The sequence below is a fragment of the Pedobacter steynii genome (assembly GCF_001721645.1).
Lineage (GTDB): Bacteria > Bacteroidota > Bacteroidia > Sphingobacteriales > Sphingobacteriaceae > Pedobacter > Pedobacter steynii_A.
This window is the reverse complement of record NZ_CP017141.1, coordinates 2,152,640-2,174,557: the sequence shown is the minus strand read 5'-3', so window position 1 is coordinate 2,174,557 and position 21,918 is coordinate 2,152,640. Positions and strand designations below refer to the sequence as shown.

At 42.0% G+C, this 21,918-nt stretch carries 11 protein-coding genes and 1 pseudogene; 8 read left to right on the top strand and 4 right to left on the bottom strand.

Annotation, left to right across the window (positions count from 1 at the left end):
* Positions 1 to 48: 48 nt before the first annotated feature.
* Positions 49 to 855: a helix-turn-helix domain-containing protein gene (locus BFS30_RS08940; RefSeq protein ID WP_069378967.1), complete on the bottom strand. Its 807-nt coding sequence runs from the start codon at positions 853 to 855 to the stop codon at positions 49 to 51.
* A gap of 240 nt (positions 856 to 1,095) precedes the next feature.
* Between BFS30_RS08940 and BFS30_RS08935 the strand changes: the two genes are divergently transcribed.
* Complete coding sequence (locus BFS30_RS08935; protein ID WP_069378966.1) at positions 1,096 to 1,494, top strand: nuclease A inhibitor family protein; 399 nt, start codon at positions 1,096 to 1,098, stop codon at positions 1,492 to 1,494.
* Between the two features lie 44 nt (positions 1,495 to 1,538).
* Positions 1,539 to 2,903, top strand: a complete 1,365-nt coding sequence (locus BFS30_RS08930) for a DNA/RNA non-specific endonuclease (RefSeq protein WP_157262893.1) — start codon at positions 1,539 to 1,541, stop codon at positions 2,901 to 2,903.
* A gap of 771 nt (positions 2,904 to 3,674) precedes the next feature.
* Here BFS30_RS08930 and BFS30_RS08925 read toward each other — a convergent pair.
* Positions 3,675 to 6,176 (bottom strand): annotated as a pseudogene (locus tag BFS30_RS08925) (DNA gyrase/topoisomerase IV subunit A); the annotation flags it as partial.
* A gap of 105 nt (positions 6,177 to 6,281) precedes the next feature.
* Entirely contained in the window at positions 6,282 to 6,770 is a 489-nt protein-coding gene (locus BFS30_RS08920; RefSeq protein ID WP_069378963.1) for a cytidine deaminase, read from the bottom strand.
* Between the two features lie 164 nt (positions 6,771 to 6,934).
* Between BFS30_RS08920 and BFS30_RS08915 the strand changes: the two genes are divergently transcribed.
* Genes BFS30_RS08915 through BFS30_RS08905 form a run of 3 tightly spaced genes read left to right on the top strand, consistent with a single transcriptional unit; the run spans position 6,935 to position 15,349 of the window.
* Positions 6,935 to 12,082 (top strand): translocation/assembly module TamB domain-containing protein, encoded by a 5,148-nt coding sequence (locus tag BFS30_RS08915; protein WP_069378962.1) that lies wholly within the window; start codon positions 6,935 to 6,937, stop codon positions 12,080 to 12,082.
* A 13-nt stretch (positions 12,083 to 12,095) separates the two neighbouring features.
* Positions 12,096 to 14,348, top strand: coding sequence for a BamA/TamA family outer membrane protein (locus BFS30_RS08910; RefSeq protein ID WP_237028728.1), 2,253 nt, complete (start codon positions 12,096 to 12,098; stop codon positions 14,346 to 14,348).
* 8 nt (positions 14,349 to 14,356) lie between these two features.
* Complete coding sequence (locus BFS30_RS08905) at positions 14,357 to 15,349, top strand: YihY/virulence factor BrkB family protein (protein ID WP_069378960.1); 993 nt, start codon at positions 14,357 to 14,359, stop codon at positions 15,347 to 15,349.
* Here BFS30_RS08905 and BFS30_RS08900 read toward each other — a convergent pair.
* Complete coding sequence (locus BFS30_RS08900; RefSeq protein ID WP_069378959.1) at positions 15,346 to 17,286, bottom strand: DNA topoisomerase IV subunit B; 1,941 nt, start codon at positions 17,284 to 17,286, stop codon at positions 15,346 to 15,348. The two genes, BFS30_RS08905 and BFS30_RS08900, sit on opposite strands and share 4 nt — an antisense overlap.
* A 112-nt stretch (positions 17,287 to 17,398) precedes the next feature.
* On the opposite strand from BFS30_RS08900, the gene BFS30_RS08895 reads away from it, so the two are divergent.
* From BFS30_RS08895 to BFS30_RS08885, 3 genes are all read left to right on the top strand, one after another.
* Positions 17,399 to 18,769: an APC family permease gene (locus tag BFS30_RS08895; RefSeq protein ID WP_069378958.1), complete on the top strand. Its 1,371-nt coding sequence runs from the start codon at positions 17,399 to 17,401 to the stop codon at positions 18,767 to 18,769.
* 6 nt (positions 18,770 to 18,775) lie between these two features.
* On the top strand, positions 18,776 to 20,122 hold the full coding sequence (locus BFS30_RS08890) for an MFS transporter (protein ID WP_069378957.1): 1,347 nt from the start codon (positions 18,776 to 18,778) through the stop codon (positions 20,120 to 20,122).
* Positions 20,123 to 20,232: 110 nt separating this feature from the next.
* Positions 20,233 to 21,588, top strand: a complete 1,356-nt coding sequence (locus BFS30_RS08885; RefSeq protein WP_069378956.1) for a DEAD/DEAH box helicase — start codon at positions 20,233 to 20,235, stop codon at positions 21,586 to 21,588.
* Positions 21,589 to 21,918: the final 330 nt, after the last annotated feature.

Below are 21,918 nucleotides of genomic sequence, written 5' to 3'. Positions count from 1 at the left end.
TATTAGGGGAGCTTTTGCAGGAAAAATAGAACAAAACCGACAGAGCAGCTATTTTATCAGTTCGGGAAAATTATCAGCAACTTTATCAGTCTGCTTTTGATACTGGTAAGGAGAGAATCCAGCAAATTCCTTAAAAGTGCGGATAAAATGAGATTGATCTGAATAGCCGTTACCGTAAGCAATATCAGAAAGCTTCTCGTACTCATTATTTTTCAGTTGGCTTAAAGAAGCCTGGAAACCACAAATTCTGGAAAACATCTTGGGAGAGATCCCCACATGTTGTTTGAATTTCCGTTCGAAACTTCTCTCCGACAGCTGCAACTCATTTTGTAAGCTTTTAAGGGAGAGCATTCCCTTCGATTGAATCATCATAGATAGCACGTGATTCATGTAGGTATCTACCTGATGTTTATTTTTACGGGTCTGTGCAAAAAGATAAGCACAAAGCCAATTGATTTGAGTGGATACACTACCACCCATATTTAACAACTGCTCTCTCAAATCAAAGCCTTGTCTGGCAGCAAACAGGTCCAGATCCATACAGTTGTCGGTCAGCTCGCTGGCATCTAAGCCAAATACGGATTTTAATGCATTTGGATAAAAGCAAATGCCAATAGTGGTAGATTTTCCAAGGGAAATTTCTGCATGAGTAGTTGCTTGTCCATAAACAAAGACATTTGGCATTTCCTTATTGTTCTGCAGAAATAAGCCATCTGTTCTATGCTGAAAGATTAATCCCGGACTCCCATCTGCAATCGTCCTGAACCGTTGTGGACTATCCGTGCTTTCCAATATCCAGATATAACGAACGTAATTATTTAAATAAGCAGGTGCGGGGATTTGTTCGTATCTCATCTTTATTGCCGTAAAGCCTCAGCTTAAATTTAGTCCTAATTATTTAAAAGTCAAAGTCATAATTCAAGTCCTGTGGCTCCCCCCCTTATTCCTTAGTATCCAATTTCAGGAATGACTTCATTCAGGAACCATTCAGGATCGCTTTTCATTAAAAAATCATGAAATTATCATTACCTTTTCTAAGAATGTAATTTCTTCAGGATTAGCGGTTATCTTTAATAAAAAATAACCCCATCTACCATGGAAAACCAAATTTTACCAGAATTATCAACCAGGATTCAGGGACTCTTCTACCTGAGTGAATCTGAGGCACCGCTAGTGATCGAGCAACTCGGAGCACTTTCAAAAGAACAAGTGAGTACAAAGATCGCAGAATTGAACGCCGCAGCTCCTGATGCGTTGGTTACAGTAGAACCAGATGCCTTTTTTGAGAAAATCTTAAAAAGCGCAGATCCCAATGATGACATCGTAATTGCAAATGCAAATAAATTCCAGGAGCTTCATTCTTTCCTGAAAAGTAACTTCTCCGGAATTCAGGTAACGCGAATTGAAGATGGGGTGAAAGTCCCGATTATCATTACCGCATTTCTGCCAGACAATACCTGTGTTGCACTTAATACCTATGCCATTGAATCTTAATCCATCCTAAAAAAATAAATTCAAATCTCCCTATGAAAAATTTCATGAAACATTTTTATGTGCTGGGCATACTATGCCTGGTCCTGGCCTCCTGTAAAAAAGAATCTCAGTCTGGACCTGAATTCATAAATCAGAACAACTCGGGAACTAATATCGTCCGTACAGAAAGCACCCAGTTATTGACAGAAGGCTTTGAAACTGGTAGTAAGGGGGCCTATGCCTCAGCCTCTGTGACACTAGGTTCAGGATCATGGACATTGGATGATGCCCTGATCGGAAATACTACTGCTGATGTAAAATCAGGTAGCCAGTCGGTCAGAGTCCGCAATACAGGTTCCATTTCCATGAACTTTAACATCAGCGCCGGCGATAGCACCACCGTTAAAATTGACCATGCCAAATACGGATCAGATGGTTCCAGTACCTGGGGCTTATGGATTTCTACAAATGGAGGTACAACTTATACTCAGGTAGGTAGCACCATTACCAGCAGCTCAACCTCCCTGCAAACAGCAACGTTCCAGGTTGCCAATACAGGAAATATCAGGCTGTCTGTTCGTAAGACCTCAGGTGGCAGCAACCGCATCAATTTTGACAACATTTCTTTAACCACCGGCTCTGGAACAACACCTCCTAATCCTGGAGGAGGAACCCCGGGCGATGACGACCATTTGCTGCTAGGTAATCCAAATGGTGCGGTTACGGCCATTACTTCGCCCAATAATTACCTGATGGACCAGACTTATTATAAAATCTCGTATAACCGCGACAGAGGAACGCCAAACTGGGTAAGCTGGCATATTCAGTCTTCGGATATTGGAAGTACCTCAAGAACCAATGATTTTAGAGCTGATTCAGCTCTGCCTTCGGGCTGGTACCAGGTTCAAAGCAGCAGTTACTCCGGATCAGGATTTGACCGTGGCCACAATTGCCCTTCCGGTGACAGAACCTCTTCTACCGCGGCAAACTCATCTACTTTCTTAATGACCAATATGATTCCACAGGCACCCAACAACAATCAGCAAACCTGGGAAGGCCTCGAGAGCTATACCCGCAGTCTGGTAAGTGCCGGAAATGAGGTTTATGTTATCGCAGGTTCTTATGGAACGGGAGGTACAGGCTCCAATGGCGGAGTAACTAATACCATTAACAACGGCAATATTACTGTTCCGTCTAATGTATGGAAGATCATTGTGGTATTGCCAAATGGAAGTAACGACATCAGTAGGATTAGCAGTACAACCAGGGTGATTGCCATCAACACACCGAACACCAACAGCATCAATAGTGACTGGAAAACTTACAGAACTTCAGTAAACAGCATTGAAACGGCTACCGGTTACAGCTTCTTTGCCAATATCCCGGCAACAATTCGTACTGCACTTAAGCAGAATGTAGATAACCTGTAAAAAGTTATTTCATAAAAAAGGGGACCTGACAGATGCGATCAGGTCCCCTTTTTTATATATCTAGGATAATTAAAATAATCCTAACTGTCCTTTATCATCGATATCAAGATCATCAGGATTGGTAATTTCCAGTGTAATATTTTTTACCGGCTTATCCTCTTTAGGTTTGGAATCATTCCAGGCCTTTTTAGGTTTTGCAGCAGGTTTTTCCACTTCAGGCGCCACAGGATCTATCGGAGCGGGACTTGTTGCTTCTTCCACAACGGGCTTTTCTGCAACAGGCAGCTCCTCTTTCAGGGCCTCTGCCGGAGCTTTTTCCACTTTTGGCGTAATGAAAGGTTTCTTTTGCACTGCTGCAGGTTTATCTGCAGGAATTTCTTTTGCAGGGCTCTCGTTCACCGGCATCTCATCAACAGGTGCTTCTGACACCGTTTTTTCAACCTTTTCCGCAGCAACTTTCTTAGTTTTTGCTACCGGTTGTTTCAAAGGAGGTTCCTCTTTCTGCGTTTCGGCCAGCTCTTCCTCTGCAACAACTACAGCATCTTCAGAACTTGCTTTTACATCCGCTTCAGGTACTATTGCTATTTCCGGAATTTCCGCATGCGCTAAAACCGCCTCTTCTTCAGCAAGTCCGGTATCTTCTTCCATGTTTTCCATTGATTCCTGCACGACTTCAAACTCAGGGATATCTGCCACTTCTGCTGTATCTTCAGCCCCAGGTTCTTCATCCCCGCCATTTTCAGTACTTAAAGAGGTCTCTGATTCCAGATCTTCTTCCTCATGGTTAAAGATTTCTATATGCTGAACATCATGCTGGGTCAGTCGGTTTCCATTAGCCCGGATCCCTTTGACATCAATAAATTCTGCCAATAGGATCTCCAGTGTTTCAGGAATTTGTGTTTTGCCCTTCAGCACATCCACTTTAAGCATCGCTTCGGGATTGCTGGTCAGATACAGGAATTTGGATCCATTCTCTTCGGAGATCAGGCTTAATTTTTTCCCGACTCCGATCGCCTCAAAAACAAAACGTTTGATGAAGTGATTTTTAGCCTTTCCTTCATATTGAACTACTGCAAATGGCTTTTCAGGATCAAATTTCTGAATCAAAACCAGATCAGCATCAAAGTGATTGCTCAGTTCAAAGGTGCTCAGTTCATACCAACCATCTCTGTGTACCTGAAGAATTTTATCGTCTCCATCAAACTCTCCAAGGTATTTACCACGGCCATCTACATTTAACCTTCTAAGCAAATCATCATACCAGATCTTTAATCCGGATAAGGTAGATACCCCCTTGCTCTTCAGCAATATCTTTTTTATCGGGTATTTGGACACAATATTTCCTTGCGAACCGCGTCCTTTAATTGCAATATCAGCATAGTCCAGATCAAACTGGAGTTTCTTTAATTTGGTATGTGGTTTCAGCAGAACAGTTACAATCTCTGCTTCTCCATTAGGGTTTGCGGTAAAGTACAATACTTTGGATCCTTTACTTCCTTTGGTAAGGTCGTATTCCTTATCGCGGGTCACCCCTACAACAGCAAAACGCTTCACATAAGAAACTCCACTCGCCCCATCTTTATAAATCATATTATAAATGGTACGCTCATCACCTTTCTTAAATACCTGCGCATGAAGAATCCCTTTACCCACAAAGTTTTTATCCGCAACTTTGGTAATGATACATTTACCGTCTTCCCTGAACACAATAATTTCATCCAGATCGGAACAATCCGCAATAAATTCATCCTTACGTAAGCCGGTTCCAATAAAACCATCCTCACGGTTCATATATAATTTCACATTGGCCAAGGCTACTTTCGAAGCTTCTACCCGATCAAACAAACGGATTTCTGTTTTACGTTCTCTGCCCTTGCTGTATTTATCCAGTAACTTCTGGAACCAGGCTATGGCATATTCCGTCAGGTGACGCAAATGATTCTTAACCACTTTAATTTCATCTGCCAGAGATTTCATCTGCTCATCCGCTTTTTTCACATCAAAGCGGGTAATGCTACTCATCGGCTTATCGATCAGCTTTTTAAAATCTTCCGGAAGGATCTCCCGGTACAACTGTGGCATGAAAGGAGCAAACAACCTATTCAATACCTCCACAACAGCATCGAAGTTTCCTGAATTTTCATATTCAGGATTTTTATACATTCCTTCCTGAATAAAGATCTTTAACAGCGAACTGAAGAAGATTTTCTCCTGAAGTTCATTGAGTTTAATCTCTAATTCCTGTTTCAATAAAGCCTTTGTGTTTTGGGTATTCTCAATGAGAATATCATTCACACTCATAAAATGAGGCTTATCCCCTTTAATGATACAGGTATTCGGAGAGATGGAAACTTCGCATGAAGTGAAAGCGTACAGCGCATCAATAGTCACATCAGGAGAAATCCCTGGTGCCAGCTGAACAACAATCTCTACATGGGCAGCAGTATTGTCTTCTATCTTTTTGATTTTGATCTTTCCTTTATCGTTGGCCGACAGGATGCTGTCGATCACCGAACCGGTAGTGGTACTGAAAGGAATTTCAGTAATGACCAGTGTTTTCTTATCCTTTTCTGTAATCTTAGCCCTTACCCTTATCTTACCGCCACGCATTCCTTCGTTGTAGGCAGAAAAATCTGCCATTCCTCCGGTAAAGAAATCAGGTAATATATTTGGGCGATGTCCTTTTAACGCTTCAATAGAAGCCTCCAGCAATTCGATAAAGTTATGAGGCATTACTTTCGTAGCCAAACCTACAGCAATCCCCTCGGCTCCCTGTGCCAGTAGCAAAGGAAACTTAACAGGCAAAGTAATCGGCTCATTATTACGGCCATCATAACTCAGTTGCCACACGGTCGTATCGCCGTTAAAAACTACTTCATTCGCAAACTTAGACAAACGCGCCTCAATATAACGAGGTGCAGCAGCACTATCGCCGGTAATAGGGTCGCCCCAGTTTCCCTGACAGTCGATCAACAAATCTTTTTGTCCGATCTGAACCATCGCATCACCAATAGAAGCATCCCCATGCGGGTGATACTTCATCGTATTTCCAATAACGTTTGCGGCCTTATTAAAACGGCCGTCATCCATTTCTTTCAGCGAGTGTAAAATACGTCGCTGAACAGGTTTCAAACCATCATTTATGTGTGGTACTGCCCGATCAAGGATGACATAAGAAGCATAATCGAGGAACCAGTTTTCGTAAAGACCATTGATAGGAATTACGGTATGTTTGCTTTCTTCGTTTATGTTGTTTTCTATTTCTTCGCTCATCAAAAAAGGATTGGATTCTGTAAATATAAGGGTTGAAAACGAAATTTTAAGAACCGATTTCCTAACAGTTCCAGGTTAAGAAAATCCCCTTTTTACGAGAAGAGATTATACCACCAGCCGCTCCTCGACAAATACGAAAGGCAGCAGGTTCTTTATTCCCTTAACTTTTAAAATTTCACCGTTGATGCAATAGAACAAAACTTCTATTTCCTGCTTTTGCTTCTGCTCTACCTCCGCCATAACCTGTAAACAGGCACCACAGGAGGTAACCGGTTTTTCGATGACAAAGTTATCAGTTTTTGCCGTAATTGCCATACTTTCCACCACTGCATTTGGATCTGCCGAACCAATCATAAATAAAGCGACTCTTTCTGCACATAATCCGGAAGGGTAAGCCACATTTTCCTGGTTACTTCCCAACACTACCTTCCCTCCCTTTAGCAACAAGGCGGTTCCTACCTTAAATTTAGAGTAAGGCGAGTAAGAAGTATTCAGCGCTTCTTCCGCTTTCAGGCACAATGCCTTGTCTTTTTCATTTAGTTCTTCCAATCCCTTAAACGATTGGTAGCTGATTCTGAAGTTTCTCTCATCCATAATTTAAACATACAATTTTTCCTTATTCCATGAACATCAAATTTTAATCCCTTGTTCTAAACAATTTTATTATATTGATTGTAGATATACTATAACAACGCAAAAAAAGCCTCCGATGGCATGATTTTGGTTAATAACAGCTAGAAACTCTCAATAAAAGTCAATTGAATAAATATATACGTAAAAGTCTTAAAGTTGTTCTTTGGATCATCGCCAGCATCATTATGCTCGTTGTCCTTATCGCACTTTCCCTGAATATTCCTGCAGTTCAAAACTTCGTAAAAGATAAAGCAATTGGCTACCTGAAAAGCAAAACTCATACGGAGGTTAGCCTGGAGAGCATTAATATCTCGTTCCCTAAAGATGTGGTGCTTAACAAATTCTACATGGAAGACAAAAAAGGAGATACTCTTTTGTATGCACAAAAATTGGCTGTAGACATTAGTTTATTCAAATTACTTAGTAATAAAGTAGAAGTAAACAACATCTCTCTGCAAAAAATCAGGGCCAATGTAACCCGAATCAATCCGGACACGGCTTTTAACTTCTCCTTTTTAGTAGACGCTTTTATGTCTGACCAGAAAAAACCAGAAGATCAGGTAGAGCAGGATACCGCTTCCACATTGAAATTTTCAGTCAGCAAGATCAGCCTGGAAGATATTGGAATTGTTTACCGGGATGACGTTGCAGGAAATGATGTAAAATTGCACCTTGGTGAGTTTAAAACCAATATAAAAGATTTTGATCTGGATAATCAGCGCTATGTGATCAAAACACTTTCCCTTAAAAATTCCGACTTAAAATATTTCCAGAAAAAGCCATTAACGCAACTCAAGGAACATCTGGAAAAAAGCATTGATACCGCCAAGACAGAATCCGGAAAACTCCCTCTGGTAGAGATCGGGGATTTTGCCTTCAATAACATCAAAATCAGCTTTGACGACCAGCTTTCCAAAATGAGTGCAGATGTAAACCTGAATGAACTATTGGTCAGCAAACTTATTGCCGATCTGACCAACAATAATTATAAAGCGGAAACCGCAAAAATCAACAACTCCAGGGTTAGCTATAATGCAGCTTCAAGCGAGATGAAAGCAAATGTAAACCTGAAAGAATTTTCGATCAGTAAATTGATTGCAGACCTGAACAAGAGTAAATATCAGGCGGAAGAAGCGACTTTAAACCATTCGGATGTGCGCTTTGCATTTAAACCCGCTTCTCCGGCAAAGACAACTGCAAAAGCAGATACCGCTGCCGCCTCAGCCCCGATCTCCTTTTTATTAAACAAGGTTAACCTTTCCAACAACAACGTACAGTTCGATAACCTATCGGAAAAACCGGTTAAGGGAATGGACTTTAACCATTTAAAGATCAAAAACCTGGGGCTTGTTGCAGAAGGGTTTGGGTATAGTCCGGATGGTATCAAAGTAAAAGTCAAAAATGGCATTCTGACTGAAATAAGTGGTTTCCAGTTATTGAAACTTCAAGGTGATGTGGTTTATTCTGATAAGGCAGTGAAAGTAAAAAACTTCCTGTTGAAGACTCCAAATACCTCTATAGAAAATGCTACAGAGCTGAACTATACCTCTGTGGATGATCTGACCAGGCATCCCGAGCGTGTAAAGATGAGCATGGTGGTTAAAAACTCCACTATAGGACTTAAAGACGCCGCTTATTTCAGCGATGCTATCCCTCTGGAGTATAGAAATGAGAAAATCAAGGTCAATGCAACTGTAAACGGATACCTGAACAACCTTTCGATTCCACGTTTCCAGGTTTCAGGACTGAAAAGCACAAATATAGACATCAGCGGAACAGCCAAAGGACTTCCGGATATGAATAAATTATTCCTGGACCTGAACATCAGGAAATTTGCACTGACCAAAAAAGACCTGTTGGTATTGATTCCTAAAAAATCACTCCCTACTAATATAGAATTGCCAAATGCAATTCAGGCAAATGGCCAGTTTACCGGCTCCTTAACCAATTTCAAAACCAGGTTTAACATCAATACTGACATGGGAGCGGCAAAACTTCTTGCCAGCATGAAGGGCCCTAAAGGAAAAGAAAGCTATACCGCAGACCTTAACCTCAACAACTTTAATGTGGGCAGGTTACTGAAACAACAAGCCCAGCTGGGCAGGATAACCGCTAAGGCTACCCTCAGCGGAACAGGGCTGGATGCAAAAAAAGCAGCAGCAAAGTTTAATGCCGAAGTAATCAGTGCCTATTATAACAAATACACTTATAAAAATTTAAAACTGACCGGCACTTACGCACAACAAAAACTGAACCTGAAGAGTAACATGGCCGACAGTAATGCCAACTTCAACCTAACTGCCGCGGTAAACATCGCCGGCAAATATCCTGCAGTAAAAGCAAAAATGGATTTAGGCCAGGTAGATTTAAGAAAATTAAATTTTAGTCCGACTGAATTTAAGCTGGCAGGGATAATGGAAGCAGATCTGAGTACGGCTGATGTGGATTACCTGAACGGAGATGTGTATGTCAGGGGTTTACAAGTGGTAAAAGATGGAAAAACTTTCAATGTCGACACCATCAATCTGCATGCGGAAACTACTGCTGAAAAAAGCTTACTCACTTTAAAATCGGAACTCATGAGAGCCCGTATCGATGGGCAATATCAGCTAACCAATCTTGCTACGGCTGTAACCAATCAGATCAATAAATATTACCAGTTCGGAGAAGTTAAAAAAATTCCTGATCAGCGGTTCCGCTTCTTTGCCAGAATTTATAATCCTAAATTCATTCAGAACTTCGTTCCTGAACTGACCACCTTCTCCCCTTCTGTGATGTATGGATTGCTGGATACGAAGAAAGACAGTTTAACCATGAAAGCATGGGTACCGCAGGTCGTTTATGGTGATTATAAGGTCGACAGTACCAAACTGAGCATCGACAACAATGACCAGAAACTCAATTACAAGCTGACGGTAAAGAGCATGCAAAGTTCTTCTATCAATCTGTTCAATACAGAAATCAGCGGTGCCGCAGCAAATAACAACCTGGGTGTCAACATCTTCTTAAGAGACAGCAAGCTAAAAGATAAATACCTGCTTGGCGGCAATTTCCAGTCGATCAATAAGGATTACCGTTTCAGCCTCGATCCTCAGAAACTATTACTCAATTACCAGAAATGGGCCATATCTCCGGAAAACTATATTCAGTTCGGTCAATCAGGCATTTCTGCAAAAAGCTTTGACCTGAGTAAAGACAATCAGTTACTCAGCATCAACAGCGTTAATAATGAGCCCAATTCTCCATTGAAAGTATTGTTTAAGGATTTCAGAATAGAAACACTGACGAAGTTTGCCGAGCAGGACAGCTCTCTTGTTGGCGGCTCTATCAATGGAACTGTGGATGCAAAAGACCTTTCCGGAACGCCTAAGTTTGAGGCCAACCTGACCATCGATCAATTGCGCTATCAGAAAGATCAGCTGGGCACACTTAGAGTAGCGGTAAACAACAACACCGAAAATGCTTATGAAACAGATATTGCCTTAACAGGAATACATGAGCTCCGCGCAAATGGCTTCTATTATACCGCCCCTAAAAGTGCACTGGACCTTACTTTGAATATTGATAAGATTGATCTGAAAAGTTTAGAGAGCGTGTCTATGGGTCAGATTAAAAATGGTTCAGGAACAATTAGCGGGCAACTGTCCGTAAAAGGCGAGCTCAGCTCACCTAAAATACTCGGGGATGTTAATTTTAAACAGGCAGCACTTACGGCAACTTATGTAAATTCCTATTTCAGAATACCGGATGAAACGATCAGTTTCACAAATGAAGGGGTTAAATTTGATAACTTTACCATTCTGGATTCCATCGGACAACCGTTAAAGGTAGATGGAATGATATATACTACGAATTATCAGGACTTCCGCTTCGGACTGGATGTATCCGCCAATAACTTCAGGCTGATGAACTCCACGGCTAAAGACAATGAAATGATCTATGGAAAGGTATTTGTCAGCACCCGCTCTTTCAAAATCAGGGGCGACATGAACCAGCCGGATATCAACATGAACCTGCAGGTGAATAAAGGAACAAAGTTCTTTTTTGCGATGGTCAGCTCAGATCCTTCGGTTGTAGACCAGGAAGGAGTTGTGCAGTTTATTGATGAGGATGCTCCACCATTTAACGGAAAGAAAGCAATACATACAGATAGTATTCCTAAATCGACATTTAAAGGAATCAACCTGAGTGCAGATATCGATCTGGATAAAGAAGCAGAATTTACTGTTGTGGTAGACCCGATTACAGGTGACCAGCTGAAAGTAAGAGGAGAAGGCAGCCTGAATGCGACCATGGATCCGAGTGGAAAAATGAGTTTAACGGGGCGGTACCTCTTGTCTGATGGTGCTTATAACCTTAGTGTTGGCCCTAAAAAAATGGACTTTAAGATCCAGCAGGGAAGCAGCATAGTCTGGACTGGGGAACCGACTTCGGCCAACGTAGATATCACGGCAGTCCGTGAAGTCAACGCACCTGCGATAGACCTGATTGCCGACCAGGTACAGGATCAGCAACTGCAAAAAAATCAGGCCAATCAAAAATTCCCGTTTCAGGTATACCTGGACATTACCGGAGAACTGATGAAACCGATCATTGCTTTCCGGATTGCACTGCCGGAAAATGAGAAAAATGCCATTGGTGGAGCAGTAGAAACCAAGCTGCAACAGGTAAATGCAAATGAAAGCGAATTAAACAAACAGGTATTTGCCCTGCTTGCCTTAGGTCGTTTTATCGCAGACAATCCATTCCAGAGTTTAGCCACTGGTGGCAATAATCTTGCAGAGTCTTTCGCCCGTTCAAGTGCAACGAGATTGCTGGCCCAACAAATGAATAATTTGGCTTCAGACCTGATCAAAGGGGTAGACGTTAACTTCGGATTGAATTCCTCGGAAGATTACTCTACCGGAAAAATGGAAAACAAGACTGATCTTGAAATTGGTCTGTCTAAAAAACTCTTGGACGACAGGTTAACGGTGACTGTAGGTAGCTCTTTCGGTTTAGAAGGGCCAAAACAAGCCAACCAAAGCAGTAACAACATTGCAGGGAATGTCAACATTGAATATTTGTTATCAAAAGATGGACGTTACCGCTTAAGAGCATACCGGAGAAATCAGACGGAAGGAATCATCGAAGGCCAGATCATTGAAACCGGACTTGGTTTTGCATTGGTGGTGGATTACAACAGGTTCAGAGAGATCTTCAGAAAATTCAGAGATAGAGACAACAGAAAGAAAAAAACAGAACAGAAGCCCAAAGATGAGAAAGCGAATTAAACCCTTATTATTTATGATTCCGTGTTTGATGATCGCTGCCTGCAGTACGACCAAACACCTGCCTGAGGGAGAAAACCTGTATGTAGGTGCAACCGTAAAAATCAACCCGGATTCAGCAGGAAAAGTAAAAGGTCAAAAAGGACTGGAAAGCACTTTGGAAGATAAAACCAGACCGATTCCCAACAGCGCTGTGTTAGGCATCAAATACAAGCTGTTCTTTTACAACCTAGCGGGTGAGCCTACGAAAGAAAAAGGGTTCCGGTATTGGTTACGCAACAAAATGGGCCAGCCCCCTGTATTGGGAAGCGAGGTGAAATTGAAATATAATAATGACGTATTGAGAAGCTACCTCAGTACTATAGGCTATTTACAGGCAGATGTTACCGGTGATACTGTGGTTAAAAATAAAAAGGTGAAAGCCATTTATACCGCTCAAACGGGAACGAGATATAAAATAAACAAGGTCACTTTTCCTAAAGACAGCACAGGAATCGCGGCCAATGTCAATGGCAATTCTTCGAAATCACTCTTAAAACCAGGGGATTTTTATGATTTTGAAACCATCAAAAATGAAAGAATCAGAATTGACAACGACCTTAAGGAGGCCGGGTACTTCTATTTCAGTCCGGATTTCCTGCTGATACAGGCAGATAGTACGATTGGCAAAGGGATGGTCAACCTGTTTGTAAAGGTAAAAGACAATACACCGGAGGTTTCCAAGAAACCATATACGATCAATAACATCACCATTTATCCGAATTACAGTTTAAGAAACGACTCCAGCATCAAAGCCAGCGAGCCCATCTTATATAAAGACTTTAAGATTCTGGATCCGAAGAACACCTTCAAACTGGGAGTATTTGATCGTCTGGTATTTTTTAACAAAGGAGAAACCTACAATAGAAGGGACCATAACCAGTCCTTAAATAGAATGGTGAACATCGGTACCTTTAAGTTTGTAAAAGCAGATTTTATTCCGATAGACAGTTTTAAAAACAATCAACTGGACGTAAACTTCTATTTAACGCCATTAAAGAAAAACTCTTTATCCTTCCAGGTTACAGGAACCAGTAAGTCGAATAACTTTGTGGGGTCGGAAGTAAAGATCACACAGACCACAAGGAACGTTTTCCGGGGAGCAGAGCAGCTGGAAGTAAGTGCCAGTGGTGGTTTCGAAACGCAGATTAAAGGAGGACAATCAAAACAGGGAAATTCCTTTTCCTTAACCGGACAGGCAAAACTAAGCTTTCCCCGTTTCCTGATTCCATTTTTTAAGTTTAACAGTACTAACGCCTTTATCCCAAGAACGAACATTATGGCCTCTTATCAGATCCTGAGCAGGATTGACTATAGCTTAAATGCGATAAAAGGAGAGTTTGGATACAACTGGAAAGAGAGTGTTTTTAAAGAACACACCTTCAATCCAATATCAATTAACTACGTGAAATCTAATGTAAAGAACGACACTGTACTTACCAGGAATCCCGCTTTAAGGACTTCGTTGGAACCCCAGTATATCATTGGTCTAAATTATAATTTCACTTATAATGACCAGGTGGACAACAGCCGGAGAAACAACATTTACTTGTCCGGAGACCTGGAAACGGCAGGAAATCTGGCTGGCTTGCTCACTTCTAAAAACGACCTTGGAAAGAAAACTTTATTCGGCACTGCCCTTTCTCAGTTTATCCGTTTAGAGGGCGATGTAAGAAATTATTACAAGGTCAATAAGAATGTGACCTGGGCAAGCAGATTTAACCTTGGATACGGTTACACGTATGGAAACAGCACTTCGCTTCCTTTTGTACGTCAGTTCTTTGCAGGAGGCAGTAGTGACATCAGGGCGTTTGGAGCGAGAATTCTTGGTCCAGGCAGCTATAAGGTACCGGATACACTCACATTCAGGGATCAGGGTGGTGACATCAAGATCATGTTAAATACAGAACTCCGGTTCAAGCTTTTCAGCATTTTTTATGGTGCTTTATTCGCCGATGCCGGAAATATCTGGTTGAGAAAAGAAGATCCTGAAAGACCAGGAGCAAAATTCAAACTAAACAGTTTTATGGATGAAATAGCAATTGGTACCGGTGCAGGTTTAAGAGTAGATGCCTCTTTCTTTGTACTGCGTTTAGATGTTGCTGTACCCATCAGAAAACCATACTTGCCTGAAGGAAAAAGATGGGTGATCAATGACCTTAATTTTGGCAGCAGTACCTGGAGAAAAGAGAACTTGATCTTTAACCTTGGGATAGGATACCCTTTCTAACATTAGCTATGAACTTTATAAAAAAAATATACAGCTTTCTTAAAGCAACCGGTCATCTTTTTATTGCGGCCGGAAAAGGCTTCATTGAAGACCGGGTGATGAAACTGAGTGCAGCGCTTGCCTATTATACTATATTCTCCCTCACTCCCCTCATCATCATCATCATCTCTGTGGCTACATTATTCTTAGGAGATAAGATGGATCCCAATACCAAGCTTTTTGGAGAGATCAGTGAGCTGGTAGGGAATGATGCTGCCAATCAGCTGAGAAGCTTTGTCAACAATGCCAATTATTCCGGTAAAAGTACCTTCGGACTGATGATTGGGGTGAGCATCCTGGTGATTGGAGCAACTGCGATATTCATAGAAATCCAGGACAGCATTAACTTCATCTGGAAAGTAAAAGCCGTCCCTAAAAAAGGATGGAAAAAGTTCCTCACCAACAGGTTGCTTTCGTTCTCTCTCATTGCCTCCTTAGGCTTCCTGCTCCTGGTCTCACTGGTACTCAATAGTATTGTAGTGGGCCTGGGCAATAAAATAGCCCAATATATCCAGATGGAAGAAGTCTCGGAAATCATGATGCTTGTGGTCACCAATGTACTGACACTGGCAGTGGTGACCTGCATTTTCACCATAATCTTTAAAGTATTGCCCGATGTCAGGATCAGGTGGAAGCCGGCAATTATAGGCGCCTTATTTACTGCCCTGTTGTTTGGCCTCGGTAAGTACGCGATTGGAATTTATATTGAAAAAGGAAATCCCGGTTCTCCTTTCGGGGCAGCGGGATCAATTATTGTGATTCTCCTGTGGATCTATTATACCGCCATTATCCTCTATTTTGGCGCAGAGTTTACCCAGGCTTATGCGGAGAAATATGACCGTGGAATCGCACCAAGTAAATATGCGGTACTAACCAGAACAATTGTTGTGGAGAGTGAGGCTGAGGTCCTGCCCCCACAACATCCTGAAGATACGGTAGATGTCGATGCGGAAAAGGGTTAAGCCGATTCCGCAATTACAGATTCATCATCAATACTTTCATCATCTACGATATCATGGCTTACCGCAGCCGTAGCTGCACTTTCATCTGCAGAGACCAACTCTTCTATCGTGTCTTTTTCAACCCTTAAATTTCTGATGATGTGTTGCTGTCTGTCCGGCGTATTTTTACCCATATAGTATTCCAGCAAACCTTTAATCGTCTGATCTTTCAGAATCACAGGGTCTAATCTGATGTCTTTGCCAATAAATAATCCAAACTCATCCGGTGAAATTTCCCCCAACCCTTTAAACCTGGTGATTTCCGGTTTATTTCCCAGTTTGGCAATCGCTGCCTTACGTTCATCATCGCTATAACAATAAATCGTCTCCTTCTTATTACGAACACGGAATAAAGGGGTCTGAAGAATATATACATGCCCTGAACGAACCAGGTCCGGAAAAAACTGAAGAAAGAAGGTCATCATCAGCAAACGGATGTGCATACCATCCACGTCGGCATCTGTAGCAATGACAATGTTGTTATAATGCAATCCATCGAGTCCATCCTCAATGTTTAAAGCATGTTGCAACAGGTTAAATTCTTCATTTTCATACACTACTTTTTTTGTCAGCTCATAACAGTTCAAAGGTTTTCCTTTTAAGCTGAATACCGCCTGACAATCCACATCTCTTGATTTGGTAATGGATCCTGAAGCAGAATCTCCCTCGGTAATGAATAAGGTAGTGTCGTATCTTTTTTCATGGGTACTGTTGAAATGCACCTTACAGTCCCTTAATTTCTTATTGTGCAATGAAGCCTTTTTTGCCCTGTCGTTGGCCAGCTTTTTAATTCCGGCAATATCCTTACGTTCGCGTTCTGACTGAAGTATCCTTTTCAATAAGGCATCTGCTACATCCGTATGTTTGTGCAGGTAATCATCCAGTTCTTTCTTGACGAAATCGTTTATGAAAGTACGTACAGAAGGTCCATCCGGCCCCATATTCTGTGAACCGAGTTTTGTCTTGGTCTGCGACTCGAATACAGGTTCCTGAACACGCACGGAGATGGCCGCAATAATAGATGCCCTAATATCGGCAGCATCATATTCTTTCTTATAAAACTCACGGATGGTTTTCACCACCGCCTCTCTGAAGGCTGCCTGGTGTGTACCTCCCTGGGTGGTATGCTGACCGTTTACAAAAGAATGGTAATCTTCCCCATATTGCTGCCCATGGGTCATCGCAATCTCAATATCATTCCCCTTCAGGTGAATGATCGGGTAGCGTATGGTTTCTGCTCCTGCATGTTTATGCAACAGGTCGTACAAGCCCCTTTCAGAGAAATACTTTTCGCCGTTAAAGTTGATGGTTAAGCCCGCATTCAGGAACACATAGTTCCAGATCATGCTTTCAACAAAATCAGAGATATAATGGTAGTTTCTGAAAATACTCTCATCCGGATAAAACGTAATGGCTGTACCATTGCGTTGCGTGGTATCAATGACCGGATTGTCGATCACAATCTCTCCTTTCGAGAATTCTACTTTTTTAGTTTTATTATCACGGTACGACTGCACAGAGAAACTGGTAGACAAAGCATTTACGGCTTTTGTACCAACTCCATTCAGACCTACAGATTTCTGGAAGGCATTGCTGTCGTATTTACCACCGGTATTGATTTTAGAAACACAATCTATCACTTTACCCAAAGGAATTCCGCGACCATAGTCACGTACATTTACTTTCTGATCAGAAACAGTGATTTCTATGGTACGTCCGGAGCCCATCACAAACTCATCAATAGAGTTATCCACAATCTCCTTAAGCAATACATAAATCCCATCGTCCTGTGCAGAACCATCGCCAAGTTTACCGATATACATACCGGGACGCAATCTGATGTGTTCCTTCCAATCGAGCGAGCGTATACTATCTTCGTTATAATTCGGTTCAGCCATGATGTATGTGTGAGTAGATTTACAAATTTAAGCTAATATGCCGGGGAATCAACCACAAAGTTTCAACAAATACACATTTTCCTGTATCTTCAAAGAATAAAACCCGGATCCTATGTCTAATAAGAAACAGCTCTCCCTCTTCGACTTATCCATGATTGTGGTGAGCCTGGTTATAGGTATGGGCATATTCCGGACTCCGGTAAATGTTGCTGCCGGAGCACAAGTACCTGAGCTGTTTTTCTCCGCATGGATTATTGGCGGACTGGTTGCCTTATGCGGGGCGCTGACCTATGCCGAGATCGGATCCAGATTTCCGGTAACAGGCGGTTATTATAAGATCTTCTCGGCATTCTATCATCCTTCCATTGCTTTTGCCATCAATTGTATCATCGTTGTTTCCAATGCCGCTTCGGTTGCCGGAGTCTCTCTCATTGGAGCAGAATATTTCAGTAAGATCATTCTTCCAATAGAACTGCAAACGGAGTTCTACAGAATTGTTATCGCAGCCATCACCATAGCGTTATTCTATGTGTTGAACCTGATGGGGCTCAAAGTGAGTTCAAAAACACAGAACATACTGTCTATGATTAAAATAGGAATGGTGCTCATTCTGATCTGTGCTATTTTTACTGGTTCGGGAGCAGAAAGTATGAGCAACAGCCTTCCTGCGTTTAAGACTACTACCGGTATTGCCCCAAGCTGGACAGATTATGGAAAAGCTTTAGGCGTTTGCCTCATTGCGGTATCTTTTACTTTTGGGGGATACCAGCAGACCATCAATTTTGGAGGAGAAACCAAAGAAGCAAACCGGGTCATTCCGAGGGCCATCATGACCGGCCTTGCCATCATTATTGTGCTGTATATGGCCATCAACTATGCTTATGTAAAAGTCATAGGTTTCGAGCAGCTGAAGACTGCGGAAAGCATTGCGGCCATCCTTGCAGGAAAACTTTTCGGGCCTGCAGGATTCACCATTCTTTCCTGTCTGATCTATTTTTCTGTACTGGGTTATGTTAATGTGAATCTGCTGAGCAATCCCAGAGCCATGTATGCGATGGGAGAAGAGGGCGCCTTGCCTAAAATTTTCAAAAAAAGAACTAAAAAAAATGAAGTGATGTTTGTGAGCCTTACCGTCTTTGCGGTGATCTCTGTCTTCACTTTGTTCTATGCACAAACCTTCGATAAGATCCTGAATTATACTATCTTTTTAGATTGTATTGGAATGGCAACTTCTGCAGCCACCATCTTTTTCCTCAGAAAACGAACTGCACATCTGGACAAAAAGACGATCTACAGCATGAAGCTCTACCCCTTACTTCCTTTGATTTTCATTGCTGCTTACTCTTTTGTAGGCATCAGTATCTACGCGAATGATCCGGAAGCAGGAAGAAACGGCCTACTGATATTTGCAGGTTTTATCCTGATCTATTTCATCAACCGCTTTTTTAGCCATCAACAAGAACAACCAAATGACAAGAACTGACCCCCAATGCCGATAAAACAGTTACCCCTAAAAAAAGAAATCGCTTATGCTGCCGGAATGATGGGCTGGAGCATTATGACCAATATCATCATTGTGATGCTCCCCTATTTTTACCTCCCTCCTAACAATTCGGGTTTATCTCCTCTTGTACCTCAGCTACTGGTTTTTGGAGCCTTCAATATCCTCTCTCTGATTGCAGCTTCGGGAAGGTTGTTCGATGCCATTTATGATCCTTTTATTGCTTCGCTGAGCGATAGCAGTCAGAATCCAAAAGGCAGGCGGATTCCCATCATGAAATATGCCATCATACCTGCGGTGATCTGCTGTTCCCTGGTTTTCTATCCCCTGGTAAAAGGTGAAAGCTTAACCAATGCCTGGTGGCTAACCATTGTGCTTGCCGGTTTTTTCATATCTGTAACCACTTATATCATCCCCTATAATGCTTTGCTCGCGGAGTTAACACATAGCCCTGCCCAAAAGGTACGGTTGTCCACTTACCAACAGGTGGGCTTTGTTTTTGGAATGATCCTGGGTGCACTCTGTAACAATTACGCAGATCTTATCCAGCATTTTTTCCACATTACCGATCGGGCAGAAGCCCTGCAATATACCATCTGGGGCCTCAGTATCTTCTCGGGTCTGGTGATGATCCTACCGGTTATCTCCATAGACGAAAAGGAATTCAGTGCAGCAAAGCCCACCCATATTGCGCTGCTTCCTGCCATTAAAAATACCTTTAGAAATGCCAACTTCAAGTATTACCTGATTTCAGACTTCAGTTATTACATTGCCTTGAGTATCATTTCCAGTGGATTGCTTTTCTTTGTGACCGTACTGCTTGGACTTCCGGATTCTGACGGCGGAAAGTTTATGGGGATTATGGTCATCCTTTCCCTGGCATTTTATCCTTTCATTAATTATGGTTCCAGGAGGTTCGGAAAAAAGCCGCTCGTTCTCGTGGCCTTTGCGGTGCTGAGCCTGATATTTGTCACGATCTTTTTCCTGGGCAAACTCCCCTTCTCTTCTACCCTTCAAATGTACATCCTGGTCATCTGTGCATCCTTCCCACTGGCTTCCCTGGGCATTTTACCCAATGCTATCCTTGCAGATATTGCACAACAGGATACGCTGGAAACCGGTGAAAACCATGAAGGAATGTTCTTTGCCGTAAAATATCTCTTTGTAAAGCTGGGCCAGACCCTTGGCATTGCCATTTTTGCCATGCTGACCGTTTATGGCAAGGATCCGGGGCATGATTATGGCCTCCGGTTAAACGGAGTAGTAGGCTTTGTCCTGTGTGTGCTTGCTTTATTGTTTTTCTGCCGGTTCAAAGAAAATAAACCAGCTAATTAACAGACAGTTAAGTATAAATTTCAGGAACACATAAAAGCCGAAAGTTATATGTATCTTTGGCCGGAACGATATTCTTTCGTTTCATTATTATACATTAAAATACAAACACATTGTTATTCGAAGAATTAAACCTGATTGAGCCCATTTTAAAAGCGCTGCAAGCAGAAGGTTATACACAACCGACCCCCATACAAGAACAATCTATTCCAACCATACTTCAAGGCAGAGACTTATTAGGATGTGCACAAACCGGTACAGGTAAAACTGCGGCGTTTGCCATCCCAATGCTTCAATTGCTCAGCAAGCCACATACCAACACTAAAGTTCATAAAGCCATCAAAGCATTGGTTTTGACCCCAACGCGCGAGCTGGCCATTCAAATTGAGGAGAGCTTTAAAGCATATGGAAAAAACCTTCCGATCCGTCACCTGGTGATTTTCGGTGGAGTTGGACAGAAAGCACAGACTGATGCCCTTCACCGTGGTGTAGACATCCTTGTTGCCACTCCAGGCCGACTATTAGATTTAATGAACCAGGGTTTTATCAACCTTCGTGATATTGAAATCTTTGTTCTGGACGAGGCTGACAGAATGCTGGATATGGGATTCATCCACGATGTTAAAAAGGTGATTGCCAAGCTACCTGTAAAAAGACAAACTTTATTTTTCTCGGCAACCATGCCTCAGGAAATTCAGAAACTTGCAGATACCATCTTAACAAATCCTTTGAAAGTAGAAGTGACCCCGGTTTCTTCGACAGCAGAGAAGATCAAACAAGAGCTATATTTTGTTAGTAAGAACGATAAGAAAAACTTATTGATTCACATCTTAGAAGACAAAACGATAGAAACCGCATTGGTATTTACCAGGACCAAACATGGTGCAGACCGCATTGTAAAAGACCTGATCAAAGTAGGAATCCGGGCGGAAGCAATCCACGGAAATAAATCGCAAAATGCGAGACAAAGAGCATTGACCAATTTCAAAGCAAAAACAACAAGAATCCTTGTAGCTACTGATATTGCTGCACGTGGAATCGATGTGGATGAACTGGCCCATGTGATCAACTATGAATTGCCGAATATCCCTGAAACTTATGTTCATAGGATCGGTCGTACAGGACGTGCAGGATTGAGTGGAACAGCACTTTCTTTCTGCGATGCAGAAGAAAAAGAGTTCCTCAATGATATTGAGAAACTGATTGCATTGAAAATTCCGGTAACAGAAGATCATCCTTATGCCATGAGCTGGCAAAGTTTGATGAGTGCAGCAGCCGAAAAACCAAAAGGTAAAGGAGGTCATGGTAACTCCCGCGGACAAGGAAGCCGGGGAAATGGAAAACCTGCAGGTAATGGTCAGGGTGGAGGTCAACGTGAACCTAACCTCAGCGGCGCCAAGAGAACGCCAAATAGCGGAAGCCGCAGATGGAGCTCTAAAGGTAGTAAACCCAAAAACGCAAATTCTTAAAAGGGAGCGTTAAAAGAGAGCGGAATTTTGCTCCATAAAAAAAATCAAGCATACTAATCGAAGATGGAAATCTTTTGCCCTGAAAAGGGCAAAATTTTCTAGATCTTCTCTTAGCATACTTGATTTTTTTTATGGATACGACACCCCCTCAAAGAGTCAGATCAAACCAAAAGCAACCCTGCTTATGGGGCCCGATATCGACGTATTTTTATTTTCGTCATCTTATCATTTAAAGGAATCAGGTTCAACAAAAAAGGCATATGGAAATGTCTTTAAAAGTTTCCCCTTAAAAAGAGTATCAAAAAAACTTTTTTGTTAAACTTTTTTTAA

Coding starts and splice junctions, on each gene's coding strand:
- BFS30_RS08940 (WP_069378967.1), bottom strand. CDS start 855: ATGAGATACGAACAAATCCCCGCACCTGCTTATTTAAATAATTACGTT.
- BFS30_RS08935 (WP_069378966.1), top strand. CDS start 1,096: ATGGAAAACCAAATTTTACCAGAATTATCAACCAGGATTCAGGGACTC.
- BFS30_RS08930 (WP_157262893.1), top strand. CDS start 1,539: ATGAAACATTTTTATGTGCTGGGCATACTATGCCTGGTCCTGGCCTCC.
- BFS30_RS08920 (WP_069378963.1), bottom strand. CDS start 6,770: ATGGATGAGAGAAACTTCAGAATCAGCTACCAATCGTTTAAGGGATTG.
- BFS30_RS08910 (WP_237028728.1), top strand. CDS start 12,096: ATGATTCCGTGTTTGATGATCGCTGCCTGCAGTACGACCAAACACCTG.
- BFS30_RS08905 (WP_069378960.1), top strand. CDS start 14,357: ATGAACTTTATAAAAAAAATATACAGCTTTCTTAAAGCAACCGGTCAT.
- BFS30_RS08900 (WP_069378959.1), bottom strand. CDS start 17,286: ATGGCTGAACCGAATTATAACGAAGATAGTATACGCTCGCTCGATTGG.
- BFS30_RS08895 (WP_069378958.1), top strand. CDS start 17,399: ATGTCTAATAAGAAACAGCTCTCCCTCTTCGACTTATCCATGATTGTG.
- BFS30_RS08890 (WP_069378957.1), top strand. CDS start 18,776: ATGCCGATAAAACAGTTACCCCTAAAAAAAGAAATCGCTTATGCTGCC.